The sequence below is a fragment of the Nonomuraea sp. NPDC051298 genome (genome assembly GCF_055586305.1).
In genome coordinates, this window is the sequence record NZ_JBVJIM010000025.1 from 1 (window position 1) to 21,583 (window position 21,583).

28 protein-coding genes and 1 tRNA gene are annotated in these 21,583 nt (G+C 70.0%); 19 read left to right on the forward strand and 10 right to left on the reverse strand.

Translation table 11 applies throughout. The features are described 5' to 3' along the window. From ACZ6S0_RS42765 to ACZ6S0_RS42815, 11 genes are all read left to right on the forward strand, one after another. Positions 1–450, forward strand: a 450-nt coding sequence (locus ACZ6S0_RS42765; RefSeq protein WP_465925068.1) for a hypothetical protein, incomplete at its 5' end; no start/stop codon positions are given. Between the two features lie 101 nt (positions 451–551). After that, complete coding sequence (locus tag ACZ6S0_RS42770; protein WP_465925069.1) at positions 552–818, forward strand: hypothetical protein; 267 nt, start codon at positions 552–554, stop codon at positions 816–818. A 2-nt stretch (positions 819–820) separates the two neighbouring features. Next, positions 821–1,531, forward strand: a complete 711-nt coding sequence (locus tag ACZ6S0_RS42775) for a peptidoglycan recognition protein family protein (RefSeq protein ID WP_465925070.1) — start codon at positions 821–823, stop codon at positions 1,529–1,531. Positions 1,532–1,686: 155 nt separating this feature from the next. After that, positions 1,687–1,959 (forward strand): hypothetical protein, encoded by a 273-nt coding sequence (locus ACZ6S0_RS42780; protein WP_465925071.1) that lies wholly within the window; start codon positions 1,687–1,689, stop codon positions 1,957–1,959. Between the two features lie 201 nt (positions 1,960–2,160). Next, the gene (locus ACZ6S0_RS42785; RefSeq protein ID WP_465925072.1) at positions 2,161–2,352 is read left to right on the forward strand and encodes a hypothetical protein; all 192 of its coding nucleotides are present in this window, start codon (positions 2,161–2,163) and stop codon (positions 2,350–2,352) included. Then, positions 2,352–2,867, forward strand: a complete 516-nt coding sequence (locus ACZ6S0_RS42790) for a DUF6879 family protein (RefSeq protein ID WP_465925073.1) — start codon at positions 2,352–2,354, stop codon at positions 2,865–2,867. Before ACZ6S0_RS42785 ends, ACZ6S0_RS42790 begins: the two co-directional genes overlap by 1 nt. 19 nt (positions 2,868–2,886) lie before the next feature. Further along, positions 2,887–3,741 (forward strand): helix-turn-helix domain-containing protein, encoded by an 855-nt coding sequence (locus ACZ6S0_RS42795; RefSeq protein ID WP_465925074.1) that lies wholly within the window; start codon positions 2,887–2,889, stop codon positions 3,739–3,741. Positions 3,742–3,774: 33 nt separating this feature from the next. Further along, positions 3,775–4,059 (forward strand): hypothetical protein, encoded by a 285-nt coding sequence (locus ACZ6S0_RS42800; protein ID WP_465925075.1) that lies wholly within the window; start codon positions 3,775–3,777, stop codon positions 4,057–4,059. Further along, on the forward strand, positions 4,056–4,319 hold the full coding sequence (locus tag ACZ6S0_RS42805) for a DUF6907 domain-containing protein (RefSeq protein ID WP_465925076.1): 264 nt from the start codon (positions 4,056–4,058) through the stop codon (positions 4,317–4,319). The genes ACZ6S0_RS42800 and ACZ6S0_RS42805 overlap by 4 nt, the downstream gene beginning before the upstream one ends. A gap of 190 nt (positions 4,320–4,509) precedes the next feature. Continuing rightward, positions 4,510–5,181 carry a hypothetical protein gene (locus ACZ6S0_RS42810; protein WP_465925077.1) on the forward strand — a complete coding sequence of 224 codons (672 nt, stop codon included), beginning with the start codon at positions 4,510–4,512 and terminating at the stop codon, positions 5,179–5,181. A gap of 218 nt (positions 5,182–5,399) precedes the next feature. Next, on the forward strand, positions 5,400–5,753 hold the full coding sequence (locus ACZ6S0_RS42815; protein ID WP_465925078.1) for a hypothetical protein: 354 nt from the start codon (positions 5,400–5,402) through the stop codon (positions 5,751–5,753). 52 nt (positions 5,754–5,805) lie between these two features. Here the strand turns inward: ACZ6S0_RS42815 and ACZ6S0_RS42820 are convergent, their stop codons facing one another. The 4 genes from ACZ6S0_RS42820 to ACZ6S0_RS42835 form a co-directional block, all read right to left on the reverse strand. Next, positions 5,806–6,150, reverse strand: a complete 345-nt coding sequence (locus ACZ6S0_RS42820; protein WP_465925079.1) for a hypothetical protein — start codon at positions 6,148–6,150, stop codon at positions 5,806–5,808. Between the two features lie 53 nt (positions 6,151–6,203). Further along, positions 6,204–6,596, reverse strand: a complete 393-nt coding sequence (locus ACZ6S0_RS42825) for a hypothetical protein (protein WP_465925080.1) — start codon at positions 6,594–6,596, stop codon at positions 6,204–6,206. Continuing rightward, positions 6,593–6,949, reverse strand: coding sequence for a hypothetical protein (locus tag ACZ6S0_RS42830; protein ID WP_465925081.1), 357 nt, complete (start codon positions 6,947–6,949; stop codon positions 6,593–6,595). Before ACZ6S0_RS42830 ends, ACZ6S0_RS42825 begins: the two co-directional genes overlap by 4 nt. 79 nt (positions 6,950–7,028) lie before the next feature. Further along, on the reverse strand, positions 7,029–7,853 hold the full coding sequence (locus ACZ6S0_RS42835) for a DUF6907 domain-containing protein (protein WP_465925082.1): 825 nt from the start codon (positions 7,851–7,853) through the stop codon (positions 7,029–7,031). 180 nt (positions 7,854–8,033) lie between these two features. On the opposite strand from ACZ6S0_RS42835, the gene ACZ6S0_RS42840 reads away from it, so the two are divergent. The 4 genes from ACZ6S0_RS42840 to ACZ6S0_RS42855 all read left to right on the forward strand — a co-directional run bounded on the left by ACZ6S0_RS42840 (position 8,034) and on the right by ACZ6S0_RS42855 (position 10,178). Continuing rightward, positions 8,034–8,249 carry a hypothetical protein gene (locus tag ACZ6S0_RS42840; RefSeq protein ID WP_465925083.1) on the forward strand — a complete coding sequence of 72 codons (216 nt, stop codon included), beginning with the start codon at positions 8,034–8,036 and terminating at the stop codon, positions 8,247–8,249. 191 nt (positions 8,250–8,440) lie between these two features. Continuing rightward, a complete protein-coding gene (locus ACZ6S0_RS42845) occupies positions 8,441–9,286 on the forward strand; it encodes an NUDIX domain-containing protein (protein WP_465925084.1) in 846 nt (281 codons plus the stop codon). Positions 9,287–9,473: 187 nt separating this feature from the next. Continuing rightward, positions 9,474–9,563, forward strand: a tRNA-Ser gene (locus ACZ6S0_RS42850). Between the two features lie 165 nt (positions 9,564–9,728). Next, on the forward strand, positions 9,729–10,178 hold the full coding sequence (locus ACZ6S0_RS42855; RefSeq protein WP_465925085.1) for a BP74-related protein: 450 nt from the start codon (positions 9,729–9,731) through the stop codon (positions 10,176–10,178). A 58-nt stretch (positions 10,179–10,236) separates the two neighbouring features. On the opposite strand, the gene ACZ6S0_RS42860 is transcribed toward ACZ6S0_RS42855, so the two are convergent. Then, entirely contained in the window at positions 10,237–12,504 is a 2,268-nt protein-coding gene (locus tag ACZ6S0_RS42860; protein ID WP_465925086.1) for a MinD/ParA family ATP-binding protein, read from the reverse strand. Positions 12,505–12,618: 114 nt separating this feature from the next. Here ACZ6S0_RS42860 and ACZ6S0_RS42865 point away from each other — a divergent pair, with 114 nt between their 5' ends. Continuing rightward, on the forward strand, positions 12,619–13,575 hold the full coding sequence (locus ACZ6S0_RS42865) for an NAD(P)H-quinone oxidoreductase (RefSeq protein ID WP_465925087.1): 957 nt from the start codon (positions 12,619–12,621) through the stop codon (positions 13,573–13,575). A gap of 5 nt (positions 13,576–13,580) precedes the next feature. Next, complete coding sequence (locus ACZ6S0_RS42870) at positions 13,581–14,093, forward strand: bacterial proteasome activator family protein (RefSeq protein WP_465925088.1); 513 nt, start codon at positions 13,581–13,583, stop codon at positions 14,091–14,093. A gap of 5 nt (positions 14,094–14,098) precedes the next feature. On the opposite strand, the gene ACZ6S0_RS42875 is transcribed toward ACZ6S0_RS42870, so the two are convergent. Beyond that, positions 14,099–14,896 carry an HAD family hydrolase gene (locus ACZ6S0_RS42875; protein ID WP_465925089.1) on the reverse strand — a complete coding sequence of 266 codons (798 nt, stop codon included), beginning with the start codon at positions 14,894–14,896 and terminating at the stop codon, positions 14,099–14,101. A 223-nt stretch (positions 14,897–15,119) separates the two neighbouring features. On the opposite strand from ACZ6S0_RS42875, the gene ACZ6S0_RS42880 reads away from it, so the two are divergent. Both ACZ6S0_RS42880 and ACZ6S0_RS42885 read left to right on the forward strand, forming a co-directional pair. Continuing rightward, complete coding sequence (locus ACZ6S0_RS42880) at positions 15,120–15,323, forward strand: cold-shock protein (RefSeq protein WP_043619750.1); 204 nt, start codon at positions 15,120–15,122, stop codon at positions 15,321–15,323. A gap of 181 nt (positions 15,324–15,504) precedes the next feature. Further along, on the forward strand, positions 15,505–16,890 hold the full coding sequence (locus tag ACZ6S0_RS42885; RefSeq protein ID WP_465925090.1) for a beta propeller repeat protein: 1,386 nt from the start codon (positions 15,505–15,507) through the stop codon (positions 16,888–16,890). On the opposite strand, the gene serS is transcribed toward ACZ6S0_RS42885, so the two are convergent. From serS to ACZ6S0_RS42905, 4 genes are all read right to left on the reverse strand, one after another. After that, positions 16,854–18,116, reverse strand: coding sequence for a serine--tRNA ligase (serS, locus tag ACZ6S0_RS42890; protein WP_465925091.1), 1,263 nt, complete (start codon positions 18,114–18,116; stop codon positions 16,854–16,856). The two genes, ACZ6S0_RS42885 and serS, sit on opposite strands and share 37 nt — an antisense overlap. 368 nt (positions 18,117–18,484) lie before the next feature. Further along, the gene (pheA, locus tag ACZ6S0_RS42895) at positions 18,485–19,405 is read right to left on the reverse strand and encodes a prephenate dehydratase (protein ID WP_465925092.1); all 921 of its coding nucleotides are present in this window, start codon (positions 19,403–19,405) and stop codon (positions 18,485–18,487) included. A gap of 129 nt (positions 19,406–19,534) precedes the next feature. After that, the gene (locus ACZ6S0_RS42900) at positions 19,535–19,954 is read right to left on the reverse strand and encodes a DUF4446 family protein (protein WP_465925093.1); all 420 of its coding nucleotides are present in this window, start codon (positions 19,952–19,954) and stop codon (positions 19,535–19,537) included. Between the two features lie 22 nt (positions 19,955–19,976). Continuing rightward, positions 19,977–21,182, reverse strand: a complete 1,206-nt coding sequence (locus ACZ6S0_RS42905; RefSeq protein WP_465925094.1) for a glycosyltransferase 87 family protein — start codon at positions 21,180–21,182, stop codon at positions 19,977–19,979. Between the last annotated feature and the right edge of the window lie 401 nt (positions 21,183–21,583).

Genomic DNA, 21,583 nt, shown 5'->3' on the forward strand with positions numbered 1-21,583 from the left:
CAGCCGCCGCTCACCATCGTCCGCAAGAACCAGGCCCAGTCGCTGCCGCGCTTCGCCCACGACCCGGTCACCTGGGACACCCTCGTCCACGACACAGCCGACGCCTACAACTCCAGCGACAGGACACGGCTGACCGCCACCAGGACCGGCTACCACCTGCTCACCCTCCAAATGCAGTGGATCCAGGACCCCATGGAGGCGGACCAGCGCTTCAACCTCGTGTTCATCTACACCCCCGCAGGAGTACGACGCGAAGCGCTGTCCATGTTCAGCAACCGCACCAAGCAAACCTCCGAAAGCCACACCGCCGCCGCAATCATCCAGTTGACCGCCGGCGACTACCTCATCGTCCACGCCAGGAAATGGCCCTCGGCCGACCAACTCGCAGGACTGAACCCCGACAGCGGCCACTACGGCGGCCAGCTCGAAATGCGCTGGCTATCCACCTGACATCCCTGATCGTGCCGCCCGTGGCTGGGTGCGGACGGGCGGCACCCCTTCTTTCACCAACTCGCGGCTGCTCGCCGTACCAACTCAGCAAGGAGTCGTGCGTGACCAGTGACCCCCTTGGTCCGGTGACGATCGGAGCACGCGAAATCTACGACGAGCTGCGCAGCGTCTCCGGCAAGGTCGACCAGCTCGGCAACAAGGTCGACCAGGTGGCAACCGCTCACGAGGACATGCGCAGCGACCTCACCGACCACGAGGCGCGGCTGCGGGTCCTCGAACGCAGCCGCTGGCCGCTCCCGTCCATCGCCGCCCTGTTCGGCGCCGCGAGCCTCGTCATCGCCCTGATCACGCTGATTCAAGGAGGCTGACAGTGCCCTATCTGACCCAGCTCGCCGACGTCGCCCGCCGCACTGGCTTCCCGGTCGAGGAGGTGCCCGGCTGGCGGACGCGCGGCCACGGGCCGCAGCCCGAGGTGGAGGGGTTCGTCTGCCACCACACCGCGGGCCCGGCCGCAGGCGGCGACTACCCGTCCCTCCGCGTCGTACGGGACGGCCGCCCAGGTCTGGACGGCCCGCTCAGCCAGTACGGGCTCGGCCGGTCCGGGCGGATCTACGTGATCGCCGCCGGCCGCTGCTGGCACAACGCCCCCTCGACCAGCGCACTGCACGACAACTCCAGCAGCATCGGGATCGAGGCCGAGAACAACGGGTCGCAGCCCTGGCCGCAGGTCCAGCTCGACGCGTACGTCCGGCTGTGCGCCGAGCTGTGCAAGGAGTTTGGCCTCGACGCCAGCCGGGTGAAGGCCCACCGCGAGGTCAACCGCGGCAAGCCCGACCCCCACAGCATCGACATGACCGACTTCCGCGCCCGGGTGGCGCGGTGGATGGAGGAGGACGACGTGGACATCGACGCGATCTGGCACGACGCCAGGATCGTCATGAACAAGGGCGAGACGGGCGAGTCCTCGCGCAGCCCCGCCGCGTTCCTGCAGGAGATCGAGACCGAGCAGGACCGCATCAAGGCCCGCCTCGACGAGATCAGCGCCAAGCTCGACCAGTTGCTGGCTGCTCGCGTCGCCTGACCTAAAGATCAGGCGTGATTAAATCACGCGCCCTTGTTAGGTCGCGATCACGGTGTTGGAGAACGCCTGATTTTATCAGCGACTTCTCAACACCCTGCCTCGGACCAGCGGAAACACCGCTGAATCTATGACTCCCCGACCTCGTTGGAGGGCCCATGTACGACCTGATCCTGTCCTGGATCCGCACCGCAGTCCCTGCCGCGGTCGGCTCCGTCATCGCCTGGTTCGTGCTCCAGGGGTTCGAGATCGACCCTGACACGGCCACTCAGGTGAGCCTGGCCGTGGGCGGCGCGTGCGTCACCCTCTACCAGGCCGTCGTCTCGACGCTGCAGCGCAAGTGGCCGATCGTCGGCGTACTGCTCGGCTCCACGCGGGTGCCCGTCTACAAGCCGGGCGTCTCCCAGGGACAGCGCATCCACAGCCTGTAAGCCTCGGTAACGAGCGGCCCCGCCATCTCCTTCGGGAGGTGGCGGGGGCTTTCGTCGTGCTGCTACGGAAAGGTGAGAATCACGAGCGAGACAGCCCAGAGCTGGATCGCCGACTCTTGACTCAGGGCTCTGTTGAGCCGAGCATCAAGTGGGTCTACAACACTCTGCAACAAGTGAGGGGCGACGGTGAAAATCACACTCGTGGCAGTAGATCCCGATTCGCAGCCGCAAGGATCCCCCACGCTCTACCAGACCGACCGCGGATCCTGGCTCGTTCAGGGCTGGGTCGTCACTGACCCCGAGGTGCTGGCGCAGATGAACATTCCCGCCGGCGAGGTCGCCTGCGAGATCCCAGACAGGCTCGTCCCCTTCTTCTTCCGCGAAGGCGACTGATGGGGCTCTCATACGAGCAGTTCAATGCGCTATTCACGCAATTCGAACAGTCCGCCATCCACTTGGAGATGCGCGACTCCTACGGCACGGAGGTCGAGCTACCCCATCTGGCCAAGTGGGCGGCCGGTGAACCGGACGACCTCGAATGGCTTCGCGAATGGTGCGACCTCGTGCGCGACGGCACCAAAGCGGGGAAGACGTTCAAGCGCGCCCACGTCGTAAGTGAGCCGCTCAGCGACTATCAGCGCTGGTCACACAGCATCATGCAGCCTCACATCGACGCTGGATGCGGGGTGCGCTGGGTACCTCGACGGCGCGTATCGTCCATCGCGTTCCCCGGCAACGACTTCTGGTTGTTCGACGACCGCATGGTCGTGTTCCACCACTACGCGGGCAACGGCCAGAACATCGACTTCACCACCTCGACCGATCCGCACGACCTCCTGTTGTGCAAGTCGGCCTTCGAGGCTGTCTGGGAGTTGGGTATCCCGCACGACGAATACAAGCCCTCTTGAACGGCGAGAAGATCGCCCAGTGACCAGTTCGGCCCAACAGGCACGGCAAGCCTTCGGTGACCGTCTCCGAGAGATCCGCTTGGATGCAGGTCTCTCGGGACGGCAGCTCGCGGCGGCCGTCGGAATTCATTTCACCAAGGTAAGCCGCGTGGAGCACGGCAGGCAGACCCCCACCGATGCCGAGATCCGCGCCTGGTGCTCCACCTGCAATGCCGAAGACGAGACCCCCGGCCTGATCGCCCAGGCACGCAGAGTTGATTCTCTCTACCGAGAATGGCGCAGGCAGGCGCGAACCGGCCTGCGGCGCCTCCAAGAGGACATCGCGACCCTCTACGAGCGCACCAGACTGTTCCGCGTGCACGAGCACTGGAGCATCCCCGGCCTGCTACAGACCGCCGCCTACTCGGTCGAAAGCATGGCCTACTGGGCTCAACTCCTTGACCTCCCCGACGATCGCGAGGCTGCGACCGCTGCCCGCCTGGCCCGCCAACGCATCCTGCGAGAGGGAGACCACCGCTTCGTGTTCCTGCTCGCGGAGCAAACACTGCGGACCCATGTCGGCTCGGTCGAAACCATGCTGGAGCAGCTCGACCGTGTCATGGCGGCCATGTCGCTGCCCAATGTATCGATCGGGATCATCCCCGCAGGGGCTGGCCTGGGCGCCCACACGCAAACCGCCTTCTGGATCTTCGACCAGGGTCTCGTCAAGGTCGAGACGTTGACGGCAGCACTCGACATCACCAGGACCGAAGAGATCCACATCTATCTGACCGTCTTCGAGCAGATGGGCCGCGCCGCAGTCTACGGGGACGAGGCCAGGTTGCTCATACTCCGGGCGAGAGACGAATTTCTGCAACAACCTGAAACATCGTAGATAGGCGCCCCGGAGCACTTCTACGGTCCCCGTATGAGCAGTCACGGGCTCGAATACCCCATGCGAGCGCCGGTCCGGCGGGACACGGGCGCCCCCACGAGCAGGCCGGCCGGCACCGGGACCGTGACTCGGTGCCGGCCGGCCGTTGAGATCCCCGAGATCCCCGAGTTCCGCGACGTCGAGCAGCGGCCGGACGGTAGCTGGCGGGCGATCCACAAGCCGAGCGGCGATGTCATCACCGCCGGGACGTTCGAGCGCCTGGAAACCATCGAGGCCCCGGCCGCTCGCCTGGCCCACACCTGGCGGGGGCGGTTGTGAGCGGATGCCCGGCCTGGTGCGCCGGAGACCACGAGGGCGAGCGGCGCCACCTCGCCGAGCTGCAGACGGTGCGTCTCGACTTGGCGGATGTCGAGCGCCCTCCGGTGCTGTTCGTCGACCTGCGCCAGGCCCCGCACGACGAACAGCCCACGGTGCATGTGGACGTCGATGAGACGCCGGCTCTCCAGCTCTCGCCGGGCGAGGCCGTGAGCCTCGGCTGGGCGCTCATCGAACTCGCGCTGATGGCGGGCAGGCGATGAATCCCATGGACCGGCACGGCGGCGAGTCAGCTCTCGGGCGTCTCACTGCCGTGCCTCCGCGTGCGGAGGGGCGCGCGGGATCGGCGGCACGGCCCCAGCGCAGTGGGGTCGTGCCGCCCTTCAAGCGGCCACGGTGGGCCTGGGTGGGCGCCTCGGCGTCCCCGTTTCTGGCGGGCGGCGGGGTGACCTGGTGACGGCGCCCCAGGTGGGACACGGTGTCCCGTACGTCACTGCCTACGACGGCGAGGCCATCGGCTACCAGCTTGCTCTGGCACCGCACTCCGGGGCGACGGACGGGATGCGGCTGTCCCACATGGATCCGGTGGAGACGGACTGGCTGTACGGGGTGCTGTGGCACCGGCAGGGCGTATCCCGCGCCGGACGCCCGCTGTGGAAGATGGTCAACACCCCGCGGCAGCGCCGCTGCATGACGCGCCACCTGTGCCAGGTGTGCGGCCGGTCGGCCGTGGACGGCGACGGCCGGATCTGGTGGCTGATGCCCGAGCCCCCAGGAACGACCGGCGGCGGCCTCCAGTTCACGCACGCCCCGCCCTGCTGCCGCCCATGCATCCCCGTGGCCCGCGCGCTGTGCCCGCGCCTACGCCGAGAGTCGCACGTCTACACCGCACAAGGCGCCGAGCCGTACGGGGTCGTCGCGGGCCTCTACCGGCCTGCCCCAGGGCGCACGGTCGTCGTCGTCCAGGACGCCGTGGAACTACCGCTCGACGCCTTCCGGTCCCTCGAATACGCCCTGGCCACGCAACTGATCGTCTCCCTCGACGGGCTGCGGCGGGCCGAACTGGATCACCCGGACAGCCCTGCTCCCGCCTCGCGTCAGGCGTTGCGGACGGGAGCAGGGTGAAGAACTGCCCCCGCCTGGCGCCACACGAAGTGGAGACGCGCCAGACGAGGGCCTCAGACGTGGTCCCCGCCCGCCGCCTTTGGAGGAGTCGGCCCAGGGCGGGGACCACACGGAGCCTTCCCCGGAGGTGCTCCGCGCCGGTCGGGCTCGCGGTCCAACCGACCGCCCCCGCAGCGGAGACCCCGAGCACGGCCGATCGACACGAGAGGAGGTACCCCATGCCAACGTTCGCGACGACGTCGCCGTGCGGCGTCGCCTGGTGCCGCGCCCCACACCGGCCCGGCGACCAGCCCGGCCACGCCGCCCAGCTTGCCGTCTGGACCCTCGGCGAAGTGGTGGTCACGGTGTTCGTCGGCCAGGTGGACCCGCACCCGCCCGTCGTCCGGCTCACCCGTACCGGCGCCCACGGCCGGCGCACACGAGACCTCACCCTGGAGTGCGCCGCCGACCTGGCCGACATCCTGGCCGCGCTGCCCGGTCGCATGCCCGAGCTGATCGCAGCCCTGCGTACAGCAGCGACGGCATCCGCGCCCGAGCAGGCGCCGCCCCCGCGCCACCGGGCTCGTACATGACGACGCCCCGCCGATCAGGTGATCGGCGGGGCGTGCGTGGTGTTCTGGACGGTCAGCGCTCGGCCGCCCGCCGGTCGGGCAGGCCCGCGCGCTCCAGTCGCGCCTGGCGGTGCTCGCGCAGCGACACGACACCGAGCCGGGCCCGCGCCGCCGCGAGGATCGCGCGGCCCTTCACCGCGCGCTCGTAGACGGACTCCCGCTTGATACCGAGAATCCGCCCCAGCTCGGCGAAACTGTAGCCGCGCGGCTTCTCCTGGTTGATCGCGATCGCCGTGTTCATCGCGTCGCGCAGGTGCTCGCGCAGAGGCTCGACGTGGACGAGCCCGGCAGGGTCGTCGGCCAGCCGCACGCCGAGCGCGTCGACCATGCGGTGCAGCATGGCAACGTACTCCTCCATCTCTACGATGCGTGGTGCGCGCTTGCGCCGGGGGGAGGTAGCCATGACCCTGGTCACCGCCCTTCCGGACGCTCAGCGTTAGGCATGGCCTCACGCCCGGGGGTGTGAGGGTCAGCCTCACGCTCGCCAGGCGTCGAGAGAAGGAGCGCCGCGGCGGTCGTCAGCGCCTCTCCGAAGGCCGCGCGGCCGTTGTGGGGCAGCGCCGTGATGGCCCGGCCCATGGTCGCCGCGATGGCGGCCGTGATGTGCGTGACGGTCGTCTCGCTGTCGGTGTCCTCGACGACGACCACGGCCGGGGCCTCGCTGTGGCCGGGCTGCCAGTGCTGATACAGCTCGACGATGACGATCAGGCCGCGGCCGGTGTCCAGCTCGGCGATCTCGCGGGTGTGCGTCTGATAGTCGGCCCGGTGGTGTTGCGCCGTGCACCACGGGATATGGCACTTCACGGCTGGGCCGCCGCGTTCAGTTCGTGGGTCGCCTCCGCGAGAAGTTCGGCGAACTCGCGCAGGCCGCGCCGGTCGAACAGGCCGGGCCCCTCGAACGTGCGGATGATGGACGCGATGGCGTCGGCGTGCTCGGCGGGCAGGTCGATGTACGCGGCGACACCGTGACCCGGGAAGATCAGCCGTACGACGGGCGGCGTGGTGTCGTCGGCGTACAGGTTGACCTCGATCACCTTGTCGGGCTCGTCGAGCAGCTCGATGAGGTCGAGGTTGGCCATGTGGTGGCCGCGCTCGTGGGTGGTGATGCTGCACCACTCGTAGAGGGTGCACCCGGGCGACGGTAGGTTCTGGTTCACGATCTCTCCCTGGTGTTGTCAGGTGACGGGATCCAGGCCCCCGGCCCGGTGCTCCAACACCGGGCCGGGGGCTGTCGTGCTATATCGGGCTGGCCTCGCCACGTCCTTGAGCGACGAGGAACAGCAGGTCGTTCGCGAGCTTCTCGGCCTCGCCCAGCGTGGCGATGGCGCACTGACGGTCGCCCACGGTGAAGCTGATGCGCGGCTGCTTCTCCCTGTACTTGCGCTCCAGGGACAGGGACATCTCCGGCGGCGCGAAGTGCGACGGCGGGCCCGACACGACGGGCTCCATCGTGACGAGCGGGACGGACATCGACACGCCGAAGTGGATACGGTCGTCGGGGGATGTTCCCGTCTCGTGGTCGAGGCCGCCGTAGCACCACGGGTCGCACGGGTCTTCGGTCAGCCACGCGGCGGGCTCGGCGGTCCCGTTGCGGACGCTGCGGCGCATCCGCTGGTGGGCGCGCATCACGCTCAGCCACTGGCCCTTGTACTCCCGGATCGCCCGGACTCCGGCGTCGCGGGCGGCGGCCTGGATCGACGACGGCATCTCGAAGGTGCGGGCGTCGCACCCGTCCGTGTCGTCGCACTGGTACACGTCGCGGCCGTCGACCTCGCCCGCGACGTGTACGGGCCGGCCGGTCGCCCCGCACTCGACGCAGGCGATGCCCGCGCCCTGGTCGTCGGTGACCGGCGGTGCGTCCGCCATGCGGGCGTTGAGGGCGCGCTGGATGATGCCGGCGCACGTCTGGCAGCCGTGTGTTCCAACGCCCGCGATGGTGCGGATGTCTTCGGTGCTGCCGCAGTAGGTGCAGGTGTCGGTGCTGGGCCGTGCCGTCTCGGCGTCGGCACGGTCCCGGGTGGTGTCGGTGGCCTCGCCGTTGAGGCCCGTACGCTGTTGCATGAGCTGGGAGCCTTCTTCCCGGTCAAGGTCCTCGCCCGGTGCTGGAATCGCCTGGCGAGGGCCGCTCCCCACAGGGGCAATATGTGAACTCTCTTGGCCTATTCTGTTCACATTGAACGCTGAGACACAAGAGACTTGGCGAACTTTCTTGGCCAAGCTATTTGTGCAACCATGGTGGGCGTGACGACTGACGAAGAGCGCCTCCAGCGCATCGGGACCCTCCGGAGAGAACTCGACGCCAAGCGCGCCGAACTCTTCGCGGAGATCCACGACGCCTTCCACGAGAACCGCGGCCATCCCCAAGTCCGGGGGTGGCTCGCCAAGGTCGCCAAGGCATCCGACTACACGCGGGAGTACGTCGCGCAGATCCGCGACGGGAAGGTAAAAGCCGAGTGAGCCCTTATCCATGGGCCGCGCGTGGGCCGTTTCTGGGCCGTCTGAGGGCCGACTGAGGCCAATCATGACCAACATCAGCCAATGATGTAATTGCAGATGAAAGGGGGTACCGCACCTAATATGGCAGGTCACGAAATCGCAGGAAGAACTACCAGCATTTCTCCAAGGGCGGCGGCTGAGACAATCCCCTCATGACGGCGAAGGACGGCGACGGCTGGGCCGCGTGTTCCCAAGGCCACCGGCACTGGGGCGTCCACGGCGCCTCCGGGCTCCTCCTCGTGCACCATGACGAGGGCGGCGTCCCGTACGTGCTGATGCAGAAGCGCTCCTGGTGGAGCCACCACGGCGGCACCTGGGGGCTGCCCGGCGGAGCCCGCGACAGCCACGAGGACGCCGTCACCAGCGCGCTGCGCGAGGCCCGCGAGGAGGCGGCGCTCGGCGCGGAGGGGCTGCGGGTGCAGGGGGTCTATCTCGACGACCACGGCGGGTGGGCGTTCGAGACCGTGATCGCCGAGTCGGCCGAGTTGCTGGCCGCCACGCCGGCCAACGCCGAGAGCAGCGAACTGCGCTGGCTGCCCCTGCCCGAGGTGACCGCGCGCAGGCTGCATCCCGGCTTCGCCGCCACGTGGAGCGAGATCCAGGTCGCGATCAGGCCCGAGACCATCGTGCTCGACGTGGCCAACATCGTCGGCGCGCGGGCCGAGCGCGGCTGGTGGAACGACCGGCTGGGGGCGGCGACCCGGCTGCTGCGGGAGGTGTCGGGGCTGCGGCTGACGCATCCGGTGCTGGCCCAGTGGTATCCGCGGGTGGTCGCGGTCGTGGAGGGGGCGGCGAAGAGCGCGCCCGCCGTGCCGGGGATCCAGGTGGTGGCGGCGACGGGGAGCGGCGACGACGCGATCGTCGACGTCGTACGCCGGGCCAAACCGTGGGAACGAGTGCTGGTCGTCACGGCGGACCGCGGGCTTCGGGAACGGGTCCACGCGCTGGGCGCCGAGACCGTGGGCCCGAAGTGGCTGCTGTCACAGCTCGGCGGCTGAGGCCACCCTCTTGGCCCCGCCAGAGTTCGGTGGCGGCCCTGGAGGCCCGTCAGCCGTGAGCTGGTCGAGGTCGCCGTGGAGGCCCACGACCGTGTCACGATCTCCGTGCCGCACCCTCGACGTCGAGATCCGCCACCGCCTGAACTCACACCCCTGTCACCACAGCCGCTATCGTGGTTTCCGCACAGGAGGGTTCGCATAGTGGACGAGTGCAGCCGCCTTGAAAGCGGCCAGGTCAGCGATGGCCTCGTGGGTTCGAATCCCACACCCTCCGCCACCCTCCCCGGGCCGCCGCGAGCCCTGGTGAGCATCCCTTGAGCGTCCTGTCCCCGGGTTCGGGCAGGGTCCTGTGGCCTGGACGCTATTTCACTGTGTGTAGTCACGCCGATACTTTCCGTGGCGTGGGGTTGAGTCCCTCACCCCCCGACCTCGGAGGGAACCAATGTCAGGCATCACCCCCAAGATCGGCGTCTCGTTCGCGGCGGCCCTCGCCGTGCTGACCGCCGCCGGGCCGGCGACGGCGACCGGCACCGCGCGGCAGGCCGCCCCCGTGGCGTACTTCACGATGGAGGACATCACGCGCGAGCGCTTCGTGATCGAGCTGCGCGACCCCGACAAGATCCAGCACGCCCGTGACCTGATCGGCGGTGAGACCCGTTCGCGGCCCCACGTCGTCGGCCGGATCCTGAAGCGGACCGCCCCCTACAATCCCCGCTGGAGCTACCACTACCGGCCGGACACCGTCGACTTCTTCGAGCTGGCCTTCGAGGTGTGCGACGCGACCGTCCCGTACGTCGAGGAGCACCTCGACGAGGCGGGCGGCGCGTTCCTGCCCGGCCTCGTGTGGTGCCCGTGGACCTCCCGGCTGGTGAACGAGGTGTACCCCGCCTGAGGCGTCCCGGCGTGCGGTGCGGAAGTGCTCACCGCGCGCCAGTCCGCCGGCCCGTGACTCACTCGCGGACGCCCGCGAACCCCTCGCCCACGCAGGCGGCGAGTTGGAGGTAGGCGTCTCTGGTCGCCTCCTGGAGGCGGTCGAGGTCGATCTCGGCCCCCTCCTCCAGATGCGGGTCGTACGGCACCCGGATGACCGCCCGGCACCTGGCGGCGAAGTGGGCCTCCAGCTTCTTGATGTCCACCGCCGACTTCGACCGGGGCCTGACGCTGCACAACACCACGGTCGCGTTCTTCACCAGGTCGCCGTGGTGGTGCGCCTCCAGCCAGTCGAGCGTCGCGGAGGCCGCCCTGGCGCCGTCGACCGACGGGGAGCTGACCAGCACGATCTGGTCGGCCAGCCCGAGCACGCCGCCCATGGCCGAGTGCAGCAGCCCGGTGCCGCAGTCGGTGATGCAGATCGAGTAGAAGTTCTCCAGCACCTGGGAGACGGCCTGGTAGTCGGCGCCGCTGAACGCCTCGGAGACCGAGGGGTCGCGGTCGGAGGCCAGCACCTCCAGCCGCGAGGGCGCCTGCGAGGTGAACGCCCTGATGTCGACGTAGCGCTTGACCTGGTCGCGCTCGTTGAGCAGGTCGCGCACGGTGGCCGAGGTCTCCAGGACGAGCTTGTCGGACAGCGTGCCCCGATCGGGGTTGGCGTCGACGGCGATGACGCGGTCACCGCGCATCTGGGCCAGGGTGGCGCCGAGGCCGACCGTGGTCGTGGTCTTGCCCACGCCGCCCTTCAGGCTCAGCACGGCCACCCGGTGGTGCCCGGCGGTGACGGGGGTGCGGGCCCTGGTGATCAGCTCGCGGCGGCGGCGCACCTCCGGCGGCTCGCCCGGCTTGATCCACCCGCCGGACGCCTTGTACACCACCCGGCGCCAGCCCTTGGAGGGCGCGTTGCGCCGGCCGCGAAGCAGGGACTCCGGGTCGAGGCTCTCGGCGGTCGGGCGTCCGGTCACCGGCGGCCTGGGCTGGACGGTGAACACCGGGGTGGGGGCCGGGCTGCGGCGCGGCGGGGTCGGCGGGATCTCCCGCTCGGCGGGCCGCCATTCGGGTTGCTCGCCGCGCTGCGAACGCTCCGGCTCGGCCGGCTCCGCCCATTGCGGGGGCTCCGGCTGCTCGTTCCACTGCGGCGGCTGCTCGGGCTCCTCGGCCCGCTGCGGGCGCTCCTGCTCGCTCCACGAGGGCCGTTCGGGCTGCTCGCTCCACTGCGAACGCTCCGGCGCCTCGCGCTGCTCGCTCCACTGCGAACGCTCCGGCTCCGGCCACGAGGGGCGCGAGTCCCGCTCCGGCCACTGAGCGCGCTCGGGCTCCCGCTCCGGCCACTGCGGACGCTCGGACGACTGCTCCGGCCACTGCGGAGCGCTGTCCTGCGGCCGCTCCTCGGCGCGCGCCTCCGGATCGCTCCACAGCGGGCGGTCGGCACGCGGCATCGTCTCCGACGCCTCGGCGGCCCGCTGGGGGCGGTCGAGGTGCGGGCGGGTCTCCGGCGCGTCCAGAGACTCCGTGGCGGACCCGGTAGCCGACCCGGTGGACCCGGGAGGCGACACAGTGGACCCGGGAGGCGACACAGTGGACCCGGTAGCCGGGGCGGCGGCCTGTGGCTCGGCGTCGGCCCAGGCCGGGCGCTCGCCGCCCGGCTGGGTGTCGGCCCAGGCGACCCGCTCCTCCTTGACCGGCTCTTCCTCGGCGTGGGGCGCGGGCGCGGGCGCGGGTGGCGCGGGCTGCTCCTCGGCGGAGACCGGCTCCGGCTCCGCCTCCGGCCGCGCGGGCTCCCCGGCGGACGGCCGGTCACCCTCCTCCTGCCGCCCCTGGTCCCGGCCCGGCCCCGGCCAGTCGGACGGCGACAGCCACGCCGTCTCCTCCGCCGACTCGGGCGACGTGAACGGCAACGCGTACGTGTCGGTGTCGTCGGGTCGCGGCAGCGGCTTCAGCGGCGCGTGGAACGGATCGTCCGCGCTCGGCGCGGCCGGGGTCGCGGGCTCGTCCTTGGCTCCGGCCCTGCCGAGCCACTCCCCCGCCTCGCTCTCGCTCTGGGGGACGCCCTCGGCCACCGCTGGGCCGTACACGGTGTCGACCGCCGCGCGGAACAGCGGCGGCGTCGGCGTCTCGTGCTGCTGGGGCACCAGGAGCCAGGGGTCTTTGGGGTACGGCGATGCGACCGGCTCGTCAGCCGGAGCAGCGGAAGCGCTGACAGGGACGGGGGCCTCCTCCGTCTCCTTGATCGCGTCGAGCCAGGCGAGCTGCTCCTCGAGAGATTCCTCTCGATCGTGTCTTGCCACCGTGTTCCCCCTCGGGTGGGTCTAAAGGGGCAGCAAATACATTGCAGGTTAACGCCATCGGCTCGTCCGCAGCCCGGCAACCCACAACTTCTTTGCCCGGCTACCGTGGTTCGCATGCGAGCCATTGAGATCGCCGAGCCTGGCGGGCCTGAGGTGCTGGAGTGGCGCGAGGCGCCGGAGCCACGCGTCGAACGGGGAGACGTGCTCATCGACGTCACGGCCTCGGCGGTGAACCGTGCGGACGTCCTGCAACGGCAAGGATTCTACGACCCTCCCCCCGGCGCCTCGCCGTACCCGGGGCTGGAGGTCTCCGGCGTGGTGGCCGAGGTCGGGGCGGACGTCGAGCAGTTCAAGCCGGGGGACGAGGTGTGCGCGCTGCTCGGCGGCGGCGGTTACGCCGAGCGCGTAGCGGTGCCCTGGCAGCAGGTCATGCCGGTGCCCGGCAGGGTCTCGCTGCGCGAGGCCGCCGCGCTGCCCGAGGTGGCCTGCACGGTCTGGTCCAACGTCTTCATGATCGGGCGGCTGCGCCGGGGCGAGACGCTGCTGGTGCACGGCGGGGCGAGCGGCATCGGCACGTTCGCGGTGCAACTGGCCAAGGCGCTCGGCTCGTACGTCGTCACGACCGTCGGCTCGGCCGCCAAGGGCGAGCGCGTCAGAGAGCTGGGCGCCGACGAGGTCATCAACTACCGCGAGGAGGACTTCGCGGAGAAGGCGCACGCCGACGTCATCCTCGACATCATGGGTGCGAAATACCTGGCGGGCAACGTGCGCGCGCTGAAGACCGGCGGCCGGTTGGTGATCATCGGGCTGCAGGGCGGGCTCAAGGCCGAGCTGAACCTGGGCGTCCTGCTCGGCAAGCGCGCCGCCATACACGCCACGACGCTGCGCGCCCGCCCCGTCGACGAGAAGGGCGTCATCGTCCGCAGCGTCGTGGACAACGTCTGGCCCCTGATCGGGGCGGGGGCGGTGAGTCCGGTCGTGTACGCGGAGGTCCCCATGTCCGAGGCCGCCGAAGCTCACCGAATGTTGGATTCCGGGGAGCACGTCGGCAAGATCCTGCTAGTACGGTGAGTGTTATGAATGCTGAGGACAACAACACCCCCCACATCGTGGTGGTGGGCCCCGACTTCCAAGGTCAGGGCGACAATGGCGACGAGGATCGCTCGGTCACCAACCTGGTCGAGCAGCCCGCCAAGGTGATGCGTATCGGCAGCATGATCCGCCAGCTTCTCGAGGAGGTCCGCGCGGCTCCCCTCGACGAGGCCAGCCGCAAGCGGTTGAAGGAGATCCACGAGTCCTCCATCAAGGAGCTCGAAGACGGTCTGGCTCCCGAGTTGGTCGACGAGTTGGAGCGGCTCTCGCTCCCGTTCACCGACGACAACGGCGCCCCGCCGAGCGACGCGGAGCTGCGCATCGCGCACGCCCAGTTGGTGGGGTGGCTCGAAGGGTTGTTCCACGGCATCCAGACCACGCTGTTCGCACAGCAGATGGCGGCCCGTGCCCAGCTTGAGCAGATGCGCAGGGCGCTGCCCGGGGTGCCGGGCGACGAGACGCAGCGTCCGCACGGCGGCTCGGGGCCCTACCTGTAGGGGCCCTACCCGTAGAGCTCCTCGATCACCAGCGCGACGCCGTCGTCGTCGTTGGTCGCGGTCACGTGATCGACCACGGCCAGCACGTCGGGGTGCGCGTTGGCGACCGCGTACGACGTGCCTGCCCAGCTCAGCATGGGCAGGTCGTTCGGCATGTCACCGAACGCCACGGCCTGCGCGGGCTTCACCTCGTGCTGCCCGGCGAGCGCCGCCAGGGCCGTCGCCTTCGTCACACCGTGGGCGCTCATCTCGATCAGCCCTCTGCGGCTGGAGTGCGTGGCGGTCACCAGATGCCCCACCAGCCCGTGCACGGTCGCCTGCAGCTCGTCGGCGCCCATGGCCGGGTGCAGGGCCAGCAGCTTGGCGCACGGCCGGGAGGTCAGCGAATCGGTCCGGGCCGCCCGCAGGTTCCGGTCCAGGCCGCCGAGCCGGAAATCTGACTCATGCGCAAAACCGGCTTCATACTCGACCGAAAATGCGAGATCGGGCACGTTCGCTCTTAGCTGAGCGATGACTTCCTCTAGCACATCGACGCTGATCAGGTGAGATTCCACTATCCGTTCGGTATGGAGATCGTAGATCAGCGCTCCGTTCGCACAGATCGCGAGCCCGTGGTGACGTACGACACCCGCCAGACCCCCCATCCACCGGGGCGGACGCCCCGTCACGAACACCAGCACGGCCCCTGATTCCTCGACTTTTCCGAAGGCCGCCACCGTGCGGGGAGACACGGTTCCGTCAGTGCGCAGCGCGGTGCCGTCGAGGTCGGTGGCCACAAGACGCGGCGAGGGAAGGCTCTGCATAACAGGTTCCAGTTTGCCCGGTGATGCCGCCGGACAGAAATCTTCGTTGGGACGGGAACACCAACGCGCCAGAATGGTGTTAGATGTGATGGCGTTGTATTAGCTGATCCCGTAGTGAAAACCAGCATGACTTTGTCTGAGCCACCCCGGGTGCTTGCTGTACGACACACCGGGACCCACGAGGTGTGGGTCCCATAGATTCACATCCTGAGGGAGAGCTTTTATGGCTCAGGGAACCGTCAAGTGGTTCAACGCCGAGAAGGGCTTCGGCTTCATCGCCCCGGACGGCGGTGCGCCGGACGTGTTCGTGCACTTCTCCGAGATCGTCGGCAACGGCTACCGCAGCCTTGAAGACGGCCAGCGGGTCGAGTTCGAGATCACGCAGGGCCAGAAGGGGCCGCAGGCCTCTCAGGTCCGAGCCATCTGACCTGTAGCAGCGAGATAGACCGGGGTTCGCTTCCAGCGGGCTCCGGTCTTTTGCTTTCCCACCCCCGATCGCCCTGACGCGCCTGGCGGCCCCCCGGCGAGTTGGTGTCGGGTTGGTCACGGGTGTGACTCGACTCACGGAGGGCTCGAACCTCCGGACCCTCCCGGCCATCGACCTGGGTATGAGGTACGCGTGGTTATGTCACCCCGTGACCGTGGCCGGGGTGCTCGTGCTCTTGCTGAACGACCACCTGTTCAAACCGGTCTGGCCCGGGTTCGTGACGGGCAAGCTCAGCGACGTCGCCGGGCTCGTGGTCGCGCCCGCGCTGGTAGCCCTGCTGTGCCGGCGGCGGGCGGATCTGGCGGCGACCGTACTCACCGGAGTGCTCTTCACGCTCGTGAAGACGACGGAGACGGGCGCTGAGGCCGCCTCCCAGGCATGGTCCTATCTCGCGGGCCCGTCGCGCGTCCTGGCCGATCCTACGGACCTCCTGGCGCTGCCGGCCCTGGCCCTCGCCTGGTGGGTACGCGGCCGCAGCCTCCGCCACCCGTCTTCGGCCCGCTGGCGGGTCGTCGTGACGATGCCCCTGGCGGTGCTCGCGGTCACCGCCACGAGCGCCACGCCCCCGCCGCCGTCGGCCGAGGCCGTGGAGGTGGACCGGGGCGGCCGGATCCACGTCCGAACGGGCGACATGACCGCCCTGGCCTCCGACGACGGCGGCCGTACCTGGTCGGAGGTGAGCGGCGACCGCGACGCACGGGGACAGAGCGCACAGTGCGTACCAGGGGCCGCCACGCGGTGCTACCAGGTGGTCAAGGACCGGCTGGGCGTGGAACAGTCGGACGACGGCGGCCGTACGTGGCGTCCGGCGTGGCAGTTGTCAGCCGACGACCTGGAGCGGGTGACCAGGCGGCACGACGGGCGCGGCGAACTGCGTTCGATGGCGCTCGGCGTGCAGGCCCGGCCGGGCGGCCACGTCGTGGTCGTCGCGAACGGCCTGGACGGCATCGTCGTCCGCGACGCCTCCGGCACGTGGCGTCACGTGGGCTGGCCGGGGGCCGAGCCCGCCACGGTGGACGTGGGCCGGGAATGGCGCGTGGCGGTCTTCCTGGCCGCGTGCATGTTGTTCGGCGGGGCCGGGGCCGGACTGCGCCGGTATTCGCGCTCCTACACGGGTTTCGCGCTGGCGGCCTGCCTCGGTCTCCTGCCGGTGCTCGGGACGGGGCCCGGCTTCCCGTTCGTCGGCACCGAGGAACTGGGGCTGTATCTCGTCGGCCTGCTCGCGGCCTTGACGGGCACGGTCGTATGCCTCGCGCTGGCGCTGGCGGGTCGGGCGCGGCCCGTGCCCGCCGCCGTCGGGCTGCTGGCCGCACCGCTCGTCTACGCGAGCGTCTACCTGCCGTTCGCGGGGTGGGCCGAGGGCACGCCGGACTCGTACTGGCTGGCGACCGCGCTCGCCGTGCTGCTGACCGCCCTCGTGCTGCTGGCGAGCGCCGTCGCCGTCAGGAACGACGCCCGCCGCGCGAACACCTACTTCGACGGCGCGAGCACGTCGAGCCCCACGTAGGGGCGCAACGCCTCGGGAACCACCACCGAGCCGTCGGCCTGCTGGTGGTTCTCCAGGATCGCCACGATCCAGCGGGTCGTGGCGAGCGTGCCGTTGAGCGTGGCCAGGTGCTGGGGCTTGCCGTCCTTGTCGCGGAAGCGGACGGCCAGCCTGCGCGCCTGGAACTCGGTGCAGTTGGAGGTCGAGGTCAGCTCGCGGTAGCGGCCCTGGGTGGGGATCCACGCCTCGCAGTCGAACTTGCGGGCGGCCGACATGCCGAGGTCGCCCGCGGCGGTGTCGATGATCCGGTAGGGCACCTCGATCTTGGCCAGCATCTCCTTCTCCCAGGCGAGCAGGCGCAGGTGCTCCTCGTGCGCGTCTTCCGGACGCACGTACGAGAACATCTCGACCTTGTCGAACTGGTGGACGCGGATGATGCCCCTGGTGTCCTTGCCGTACGAGCCCGCCTCGCGGCGGAAGCACGACGACCAGCCCGCGTAGCGCAGCGGCAGGTCGTCGGCGGCCAGGATCTCCTGGGAGTGGTAGCCCGCCAGCGACACCTCCGAGGTGCCGACCAGGTAGAGGTCGTCGTCGGGCAGCCGGTAGATCTCCTTGTCGTGGGCCACGTGGAAACCGGTGCCCTGCATGGTCTCCGGCTTGACGAGCACCGGCGTGATCATCGGGGTGAACCCGGCCTCGATCGCCTGCTGCATCGCCATGTTGAGCAGCCCGAGCTGCAGCCGCGCGCCGACGCCCTTGAGGAAGAAGAAGCGCGAGCCCGACACCTTGGCGCCGCGCTCCATGTCGATGGCGCCGAGCGCCTCGCCCAGCTCCAGGTGGTCCTTGGGCTCGAAGTCGAACTCCCGGGGCGCGCCATACGTCTCGAGCACCACGTAGTCGTCCTCGCCGCCGGGCGGGGCGCCCTCCTCGACGACGTTGGGCACCGTCTGGAGCACCTCGTCGAGCGCGGCGCTCAGCTTCTCCGACTCGGCCTCGGCGGCCTTGACCTGGGCCGCGAGGTCTTTGGCCCGCTGGAGCAGCGCGGCCTTCTCCTCGCCCTGCGCCTTGGAGACCGACTTGCCCATGCTCTTCTGCTCGGCGCGCAGAGACTCGAACGAGGTCAGCGCGGATCGGTGGCGCTCGTCGAGGTCGAGCAGCGTGTCGACGATCGAGTCGTCCTCACCGCGGGCACGCTGCGACGCCCGTAGCCGGTCGGGGTCCTCACGAAGGGTACGCAGGTCAATCACAAGGAAAGGCTACCGGCGCGCGGAGGGGTAGCGCCCCTGGATTGCCACGGAGTCGACCAGGTCGGCCCGCCGGGTCTCCGGCGGTGGCCGCCTCGCCCCGACAGGGGCGACCCACCGCCTCGCGCGAAAGCCCTTCGTCAGACCTTGCGGCTTCGTCAGACCTTTCCGGCTTCGTCAGACCTTTCCGGCCCCGTCGGACCTCTCGGCCCCCGTCGGACCTTTTCGGCCCCCGTCGGACCTTTTCGGCCCCCGTCGGACCTTCCCGGCCCCGTCGGACCTTCCCGGCCCCGTCAGACCTTCCCGGCCCCGTCAGACCTTCCCGGCCCCCGTCAGAGCCTTCTGGCCTTCGTCAGACCCCTCCGGGCTCGTCAGAGCTTTCCCGCTCGGATCCTCGCCAGCCACTCGGCCGCCTCCGCGAACTCCGGATCGGAGGTGCCCCGCTTGATCTGCGGCGCGATGCCGTCGGCTCGCGGGTAGCTGCCGAGGAAGCGCACCTCGCCGCAGATCCGGTGCAGCCCGGCGATGGCCTCCCCGACCCGCGCGTCGGCGACGTGCCCCTCGAAGTCGAAGTGGAAGAAGTAGCGCCCGATGCCCCCGCCGGTCGGCCGCGACTCGATGCGCGTCAGGTTGACCCCGCGTACGGAGAACTCGGTCAGCATCTCCAGCAACGCGCCCGGATGGTCGTCGGCCAGGAAGACGACCAGCGTGGTGCGGTCGGAACCGGTGGCCTGCGGCAGCGGCCCGGGACGACCGACCTTGACGAACCTCGTCACCGTGTCGGACCTGTCACCGATGTCGGCGGCCAACTCCACCAGCCCGTAGTGCTCGCCCGCGATGCGGGCCGCGATGGCGGCGTCGTAGGGCGAGCCGGGCAGCGAGACCTCCTGCGCCGCGGCGGCCGTCGAGGGGGCGGCCACCACGACGGCGTCGGGCAGCTCGCGGGAGATGTAGTTGCGGCACTGGGTGATGGCCGCGGGATGCGTGTAGACCCGCTTGATGTGGGGGATCTCGGTGCCGGGCCGGGCCAGCAGCGAGAACTGCACCGGGAGCAGCAACTCGGCGTTGATCAGCAACGGCTCGCCCCAGGCGAACTCGTCGAGCGTCGTGGTGATCGCGCCCTCGATGGAGTTTTCCAGCGGCACCACCGCGCCGTCGGCGTCACCGGCGCGGGCGGCGTTGAGCGCGGCGCTCACGGTGGCGCAGGGCAACCGCTCGGCAGTGGGGTCGAGGAGCCGCAGGGCCTCTTCGGTGAAGGTCCCTTCCGGCCCGAGATAGGCAACTCTGGGCATGCGTACAGAGTATCCGCAGGTGGACGCCCATGCCGACCTTTCGCCTGACGGCGTATTCCCGGCCGGGCCCGTTCCCCCTGCGTCCCGCCCGGATCCGGTCGCGAACCGCGGCGGCGACCGCGTGTCCCTTCAGATGGACGGGGAGACCGGGGCGGCGACCTGCGGACCGAGGCCGAGCCTGGCCGCGCGCACCGCCTGCTCCTCCTCCGGCGACAGCGGCTGCTGCCCCTTCCCGCCCACCACGGCCCGTACGTAGGTCCGCGTCTCGCTCCGCCCGTTGATGGACGTCAGGACGATGCCGTCGCCCAGCCCGTTGATCATCGCCACCGAGAACGACAACCGCCCGGTCATCTCGGACAGCGCGTCGTAGCGGCACACGGCCACGTCCCTGATGGCCCTGAGATCGCCCCGGCCCTCGCTGATCTGCCGCGAGAGCATGCGCCGGCAGTCTTCCATCGTGGCTCTGGCCTGCCGAAGCGCGAAATAGCCGATCATCACGCCACTGACCCCGGCCACGACGCCCACGATCACCCATGTGGTAACGAGCACGGCACAGAGGGTAATGGCTGGGTCAAGCGAGTCGCCGCCGTTTCGGCAACCAGGACACCAACAACCACACCAGGGCCAACGCCCCGAGCCCGAACCCGTTCTGGACGATCTTCCCCAGCACCAGGCTCACCCCCGGGATGTCGGCGGCCTTCAGCGAGACCCCCCACCACGGGACCGGCACCACGTAGTACAGCCACACCCCGCCCGCCACCCACAGCCTCACCCGGTCGCGCCCGTCGCCGACGATCGCCGCGAGCACCACGACCACCCAGGCCAGGTGGTGGATCCAGGCGACCGGCGACAGCAGCACGGCCATCAGGCCGACGAGGGCGACCGCCGTGACGGGGTCGTTCGCCCGGTACGCGTCGCGCGCCCCCCGGAACCCGTACCAGCCGACCGCCGCCACGATCACCACCCAGATCGCGGACGTGAGCAGCTCCGGCAGATACAACCTGATCAGCATGCCCCGGATCGACTGGTTGGTGGTGGCCGCGTTCGCGCCCAGGCGTTCGGGGTCGAGCAGCGCCGAGAACCAGAAGTCGGCCGCGTCCTGCGGGATCACCGCGAACGGCAGCAGCGTCAGCACCGCCGCCACGAACGACGCCATGAAGAACGTCCGCCACTGCCTCGTGACCAACAGGTAGATCAGAAAGACGCCGGGAGTGAGCTTGACGGCCGTGGCCAGCCCGATCAGGAACCCGCGCGGCCACCAGGGCCGCTTGGCCACACAGTCGGCCACGCACAGGGCGACCAGCAGGATGTCCACCTGCCCGAAGCGGACCTGATCCCTGATCGGCATCAGGTACGTGCACATGACCATGAGCAGCCCGAACACCCACGGCACGTACTTACGCAATGCCTCCCGCTCCAGCACCTGCCGGAACGAGAACCCGACCGTCACGGCCAGCGCCACGAAGATCCCGGCCGTCCACACCCACTGGGCCGTGCCCCACGACATCTCCGCGAGCCCCACGGCCAGCATCGCGGCGATCGGCGGATACGTGAACGGCAGCAACTGCGGCGCGGGCGTGAAGTATTCGTACACCGGCCGCCCGTCGAGGAGCATCTGCCCGCCGGTACGGTAAACGTCGAGGTCAACCAGGCGTTGGTCGTCGGGGTTGGTGAGCCACAGGTGCACCAGCGGGGCCGCGGCCGCCACGACGGCGAGCGCCACGATCGCCCATGCCCACCACTGCCGCCGCTTCACCCGTACCTCGCCACTTGTCACGGTGTGGCACGTTACCGTGGCTGTTGCTGATCGAGGGGCAGACTACTGGGGGTCCGTACATGCCGAACGCCACGCCGTACCCATCCGGGGCCCGGCACGCACCCTCCCGTCCCCCCACGACGCCCCCCGTCACCTCCCTCCCCACGACGCCCCCCGTCGCCGCCCTTCTCACAACGCCCCCCGCCACCTCCCTCCCCAGGAAAACCCCCGTCACCTCCCTCCGCACAACGCCCCCCGTCACCCCCCTCCCCACGACGCCCCCCGTCGCCTCCCTCCCCAGGAAAACCCCCGTCACTTCCCTCCGTACAACGCCCCTCGTCACCTCCCTCCGCACAACGGTCCCCGCTCCCGTCCTCCCCACGGCGGTCCCGGCCACCGCCACGCCTCGCATCCACCAGACC

Excerpts from the sequence above, each read along its gene's own strand:
- ACZ6S0_RS42790 (WP_465925073.1), top strand. The coding sequence starts at position 2,352 with ATGGGGCTCTCATACGAGCAGTTCAATGCGCTATTCACGCAATTCGAA.
- ACZ6S0_RS42880 (WP_043619750.1), top strand. The coding sequence starts at position 15,120 with ATGGCTCAGGGAACCGTCAAGTGGTTCAACGCCGAGAAGGGCTTCGGC.
- ACZ6S0_RS42875 (WP_465925089.1), bottom strand. The coding sequence starts at position 14,896 with ATGCAGAGCCTTCCCTCGCCGCGTCTTGTGGCCACCGACCTCGACGGC.
- ACZ6S0_RS42845 (WP_465925084.1), top strand. The coding sequence starts at position 8,441 with ATGACGGCGAAGGACGGCGACGGCTGGGCCGCGTGTTCCCAAGGCCAC.
- ACZ6S0_RS42815 (WP_465925078.1), top strand. The coding sequence starts at position 5,400 with ATGCCAACGTTCGCGACGACGTCGCCGTGCGGCGTCGCCTGGTGCCGC.
- ACZ6S0_RS42870 (WP_465925088.1), top strand. The coding sequence starts at position 13,581 with ATGAATGCTGAGGACAACAACACCCCCCACATCGTGGTGGTGGGCCCC.
- ACZ6S0_RS42780 (WP_465925071.1), top strand. The coding sequence starts at position 1,687 with ATGTACGACCTGATCCTGTCCTGGATCCGCACCGCAGTCCCTGCCGCG.
- ACZ6S0_RS42800 (WP_465925075.1), top strand. The coding sequence starts at position 3,775 with ATGAGCAGTCACGGGCTCGAATACCCCATGCGAGCGCCGGTCCGGCGG.
- ACZ6S0_RS42835 (WP_465925082.1), bottom strand. The coding sequence starts at position 7,853 with ATGCAACAGCGTACGGGCCTCAACGGCGAGGCCACCGACACCACCCGG.
- ACZ6S0_RS42885 (WP_465925090.1), top strand. The coding sequence starts at position 15,505 with ATGAGGTACGCGTGGTTATGTCACCCCGTGACCGTGGCCGGGGTGCTC.
- ACZ6S0_RS42855 (WP_465925085.1), top strand. The coding sequence starts at position 9,729 with ATGTCAGGCATCACCCCCAAGATCGGCGTCTCGTTCGCGGCGGCCCTC.
- ACZ6S0_RS42865 (WP_465925087.1), top strand. The coding sequence starts at position 12,619 with ATGCGAGCCATTGAGATCGCCGAGCCTGGCGGGCCTGAGGTGCTGGAG.
- pheA (WP_465925092.1), bottom strand. The coding sequence starts at position 19,405 with ATGCCCAGAGTTGCCTATCTCGGGCCGGAAGGGACCTTCACCGAAGAG.
- ACZ6S0_RS42820 (WP_465925079.1), bottom strand. The coding sequence starts at position 6,150 with ATGGAGGAGTACGTTGCCATGCTGCACCGCATGGTCGACGCGCTCGGC.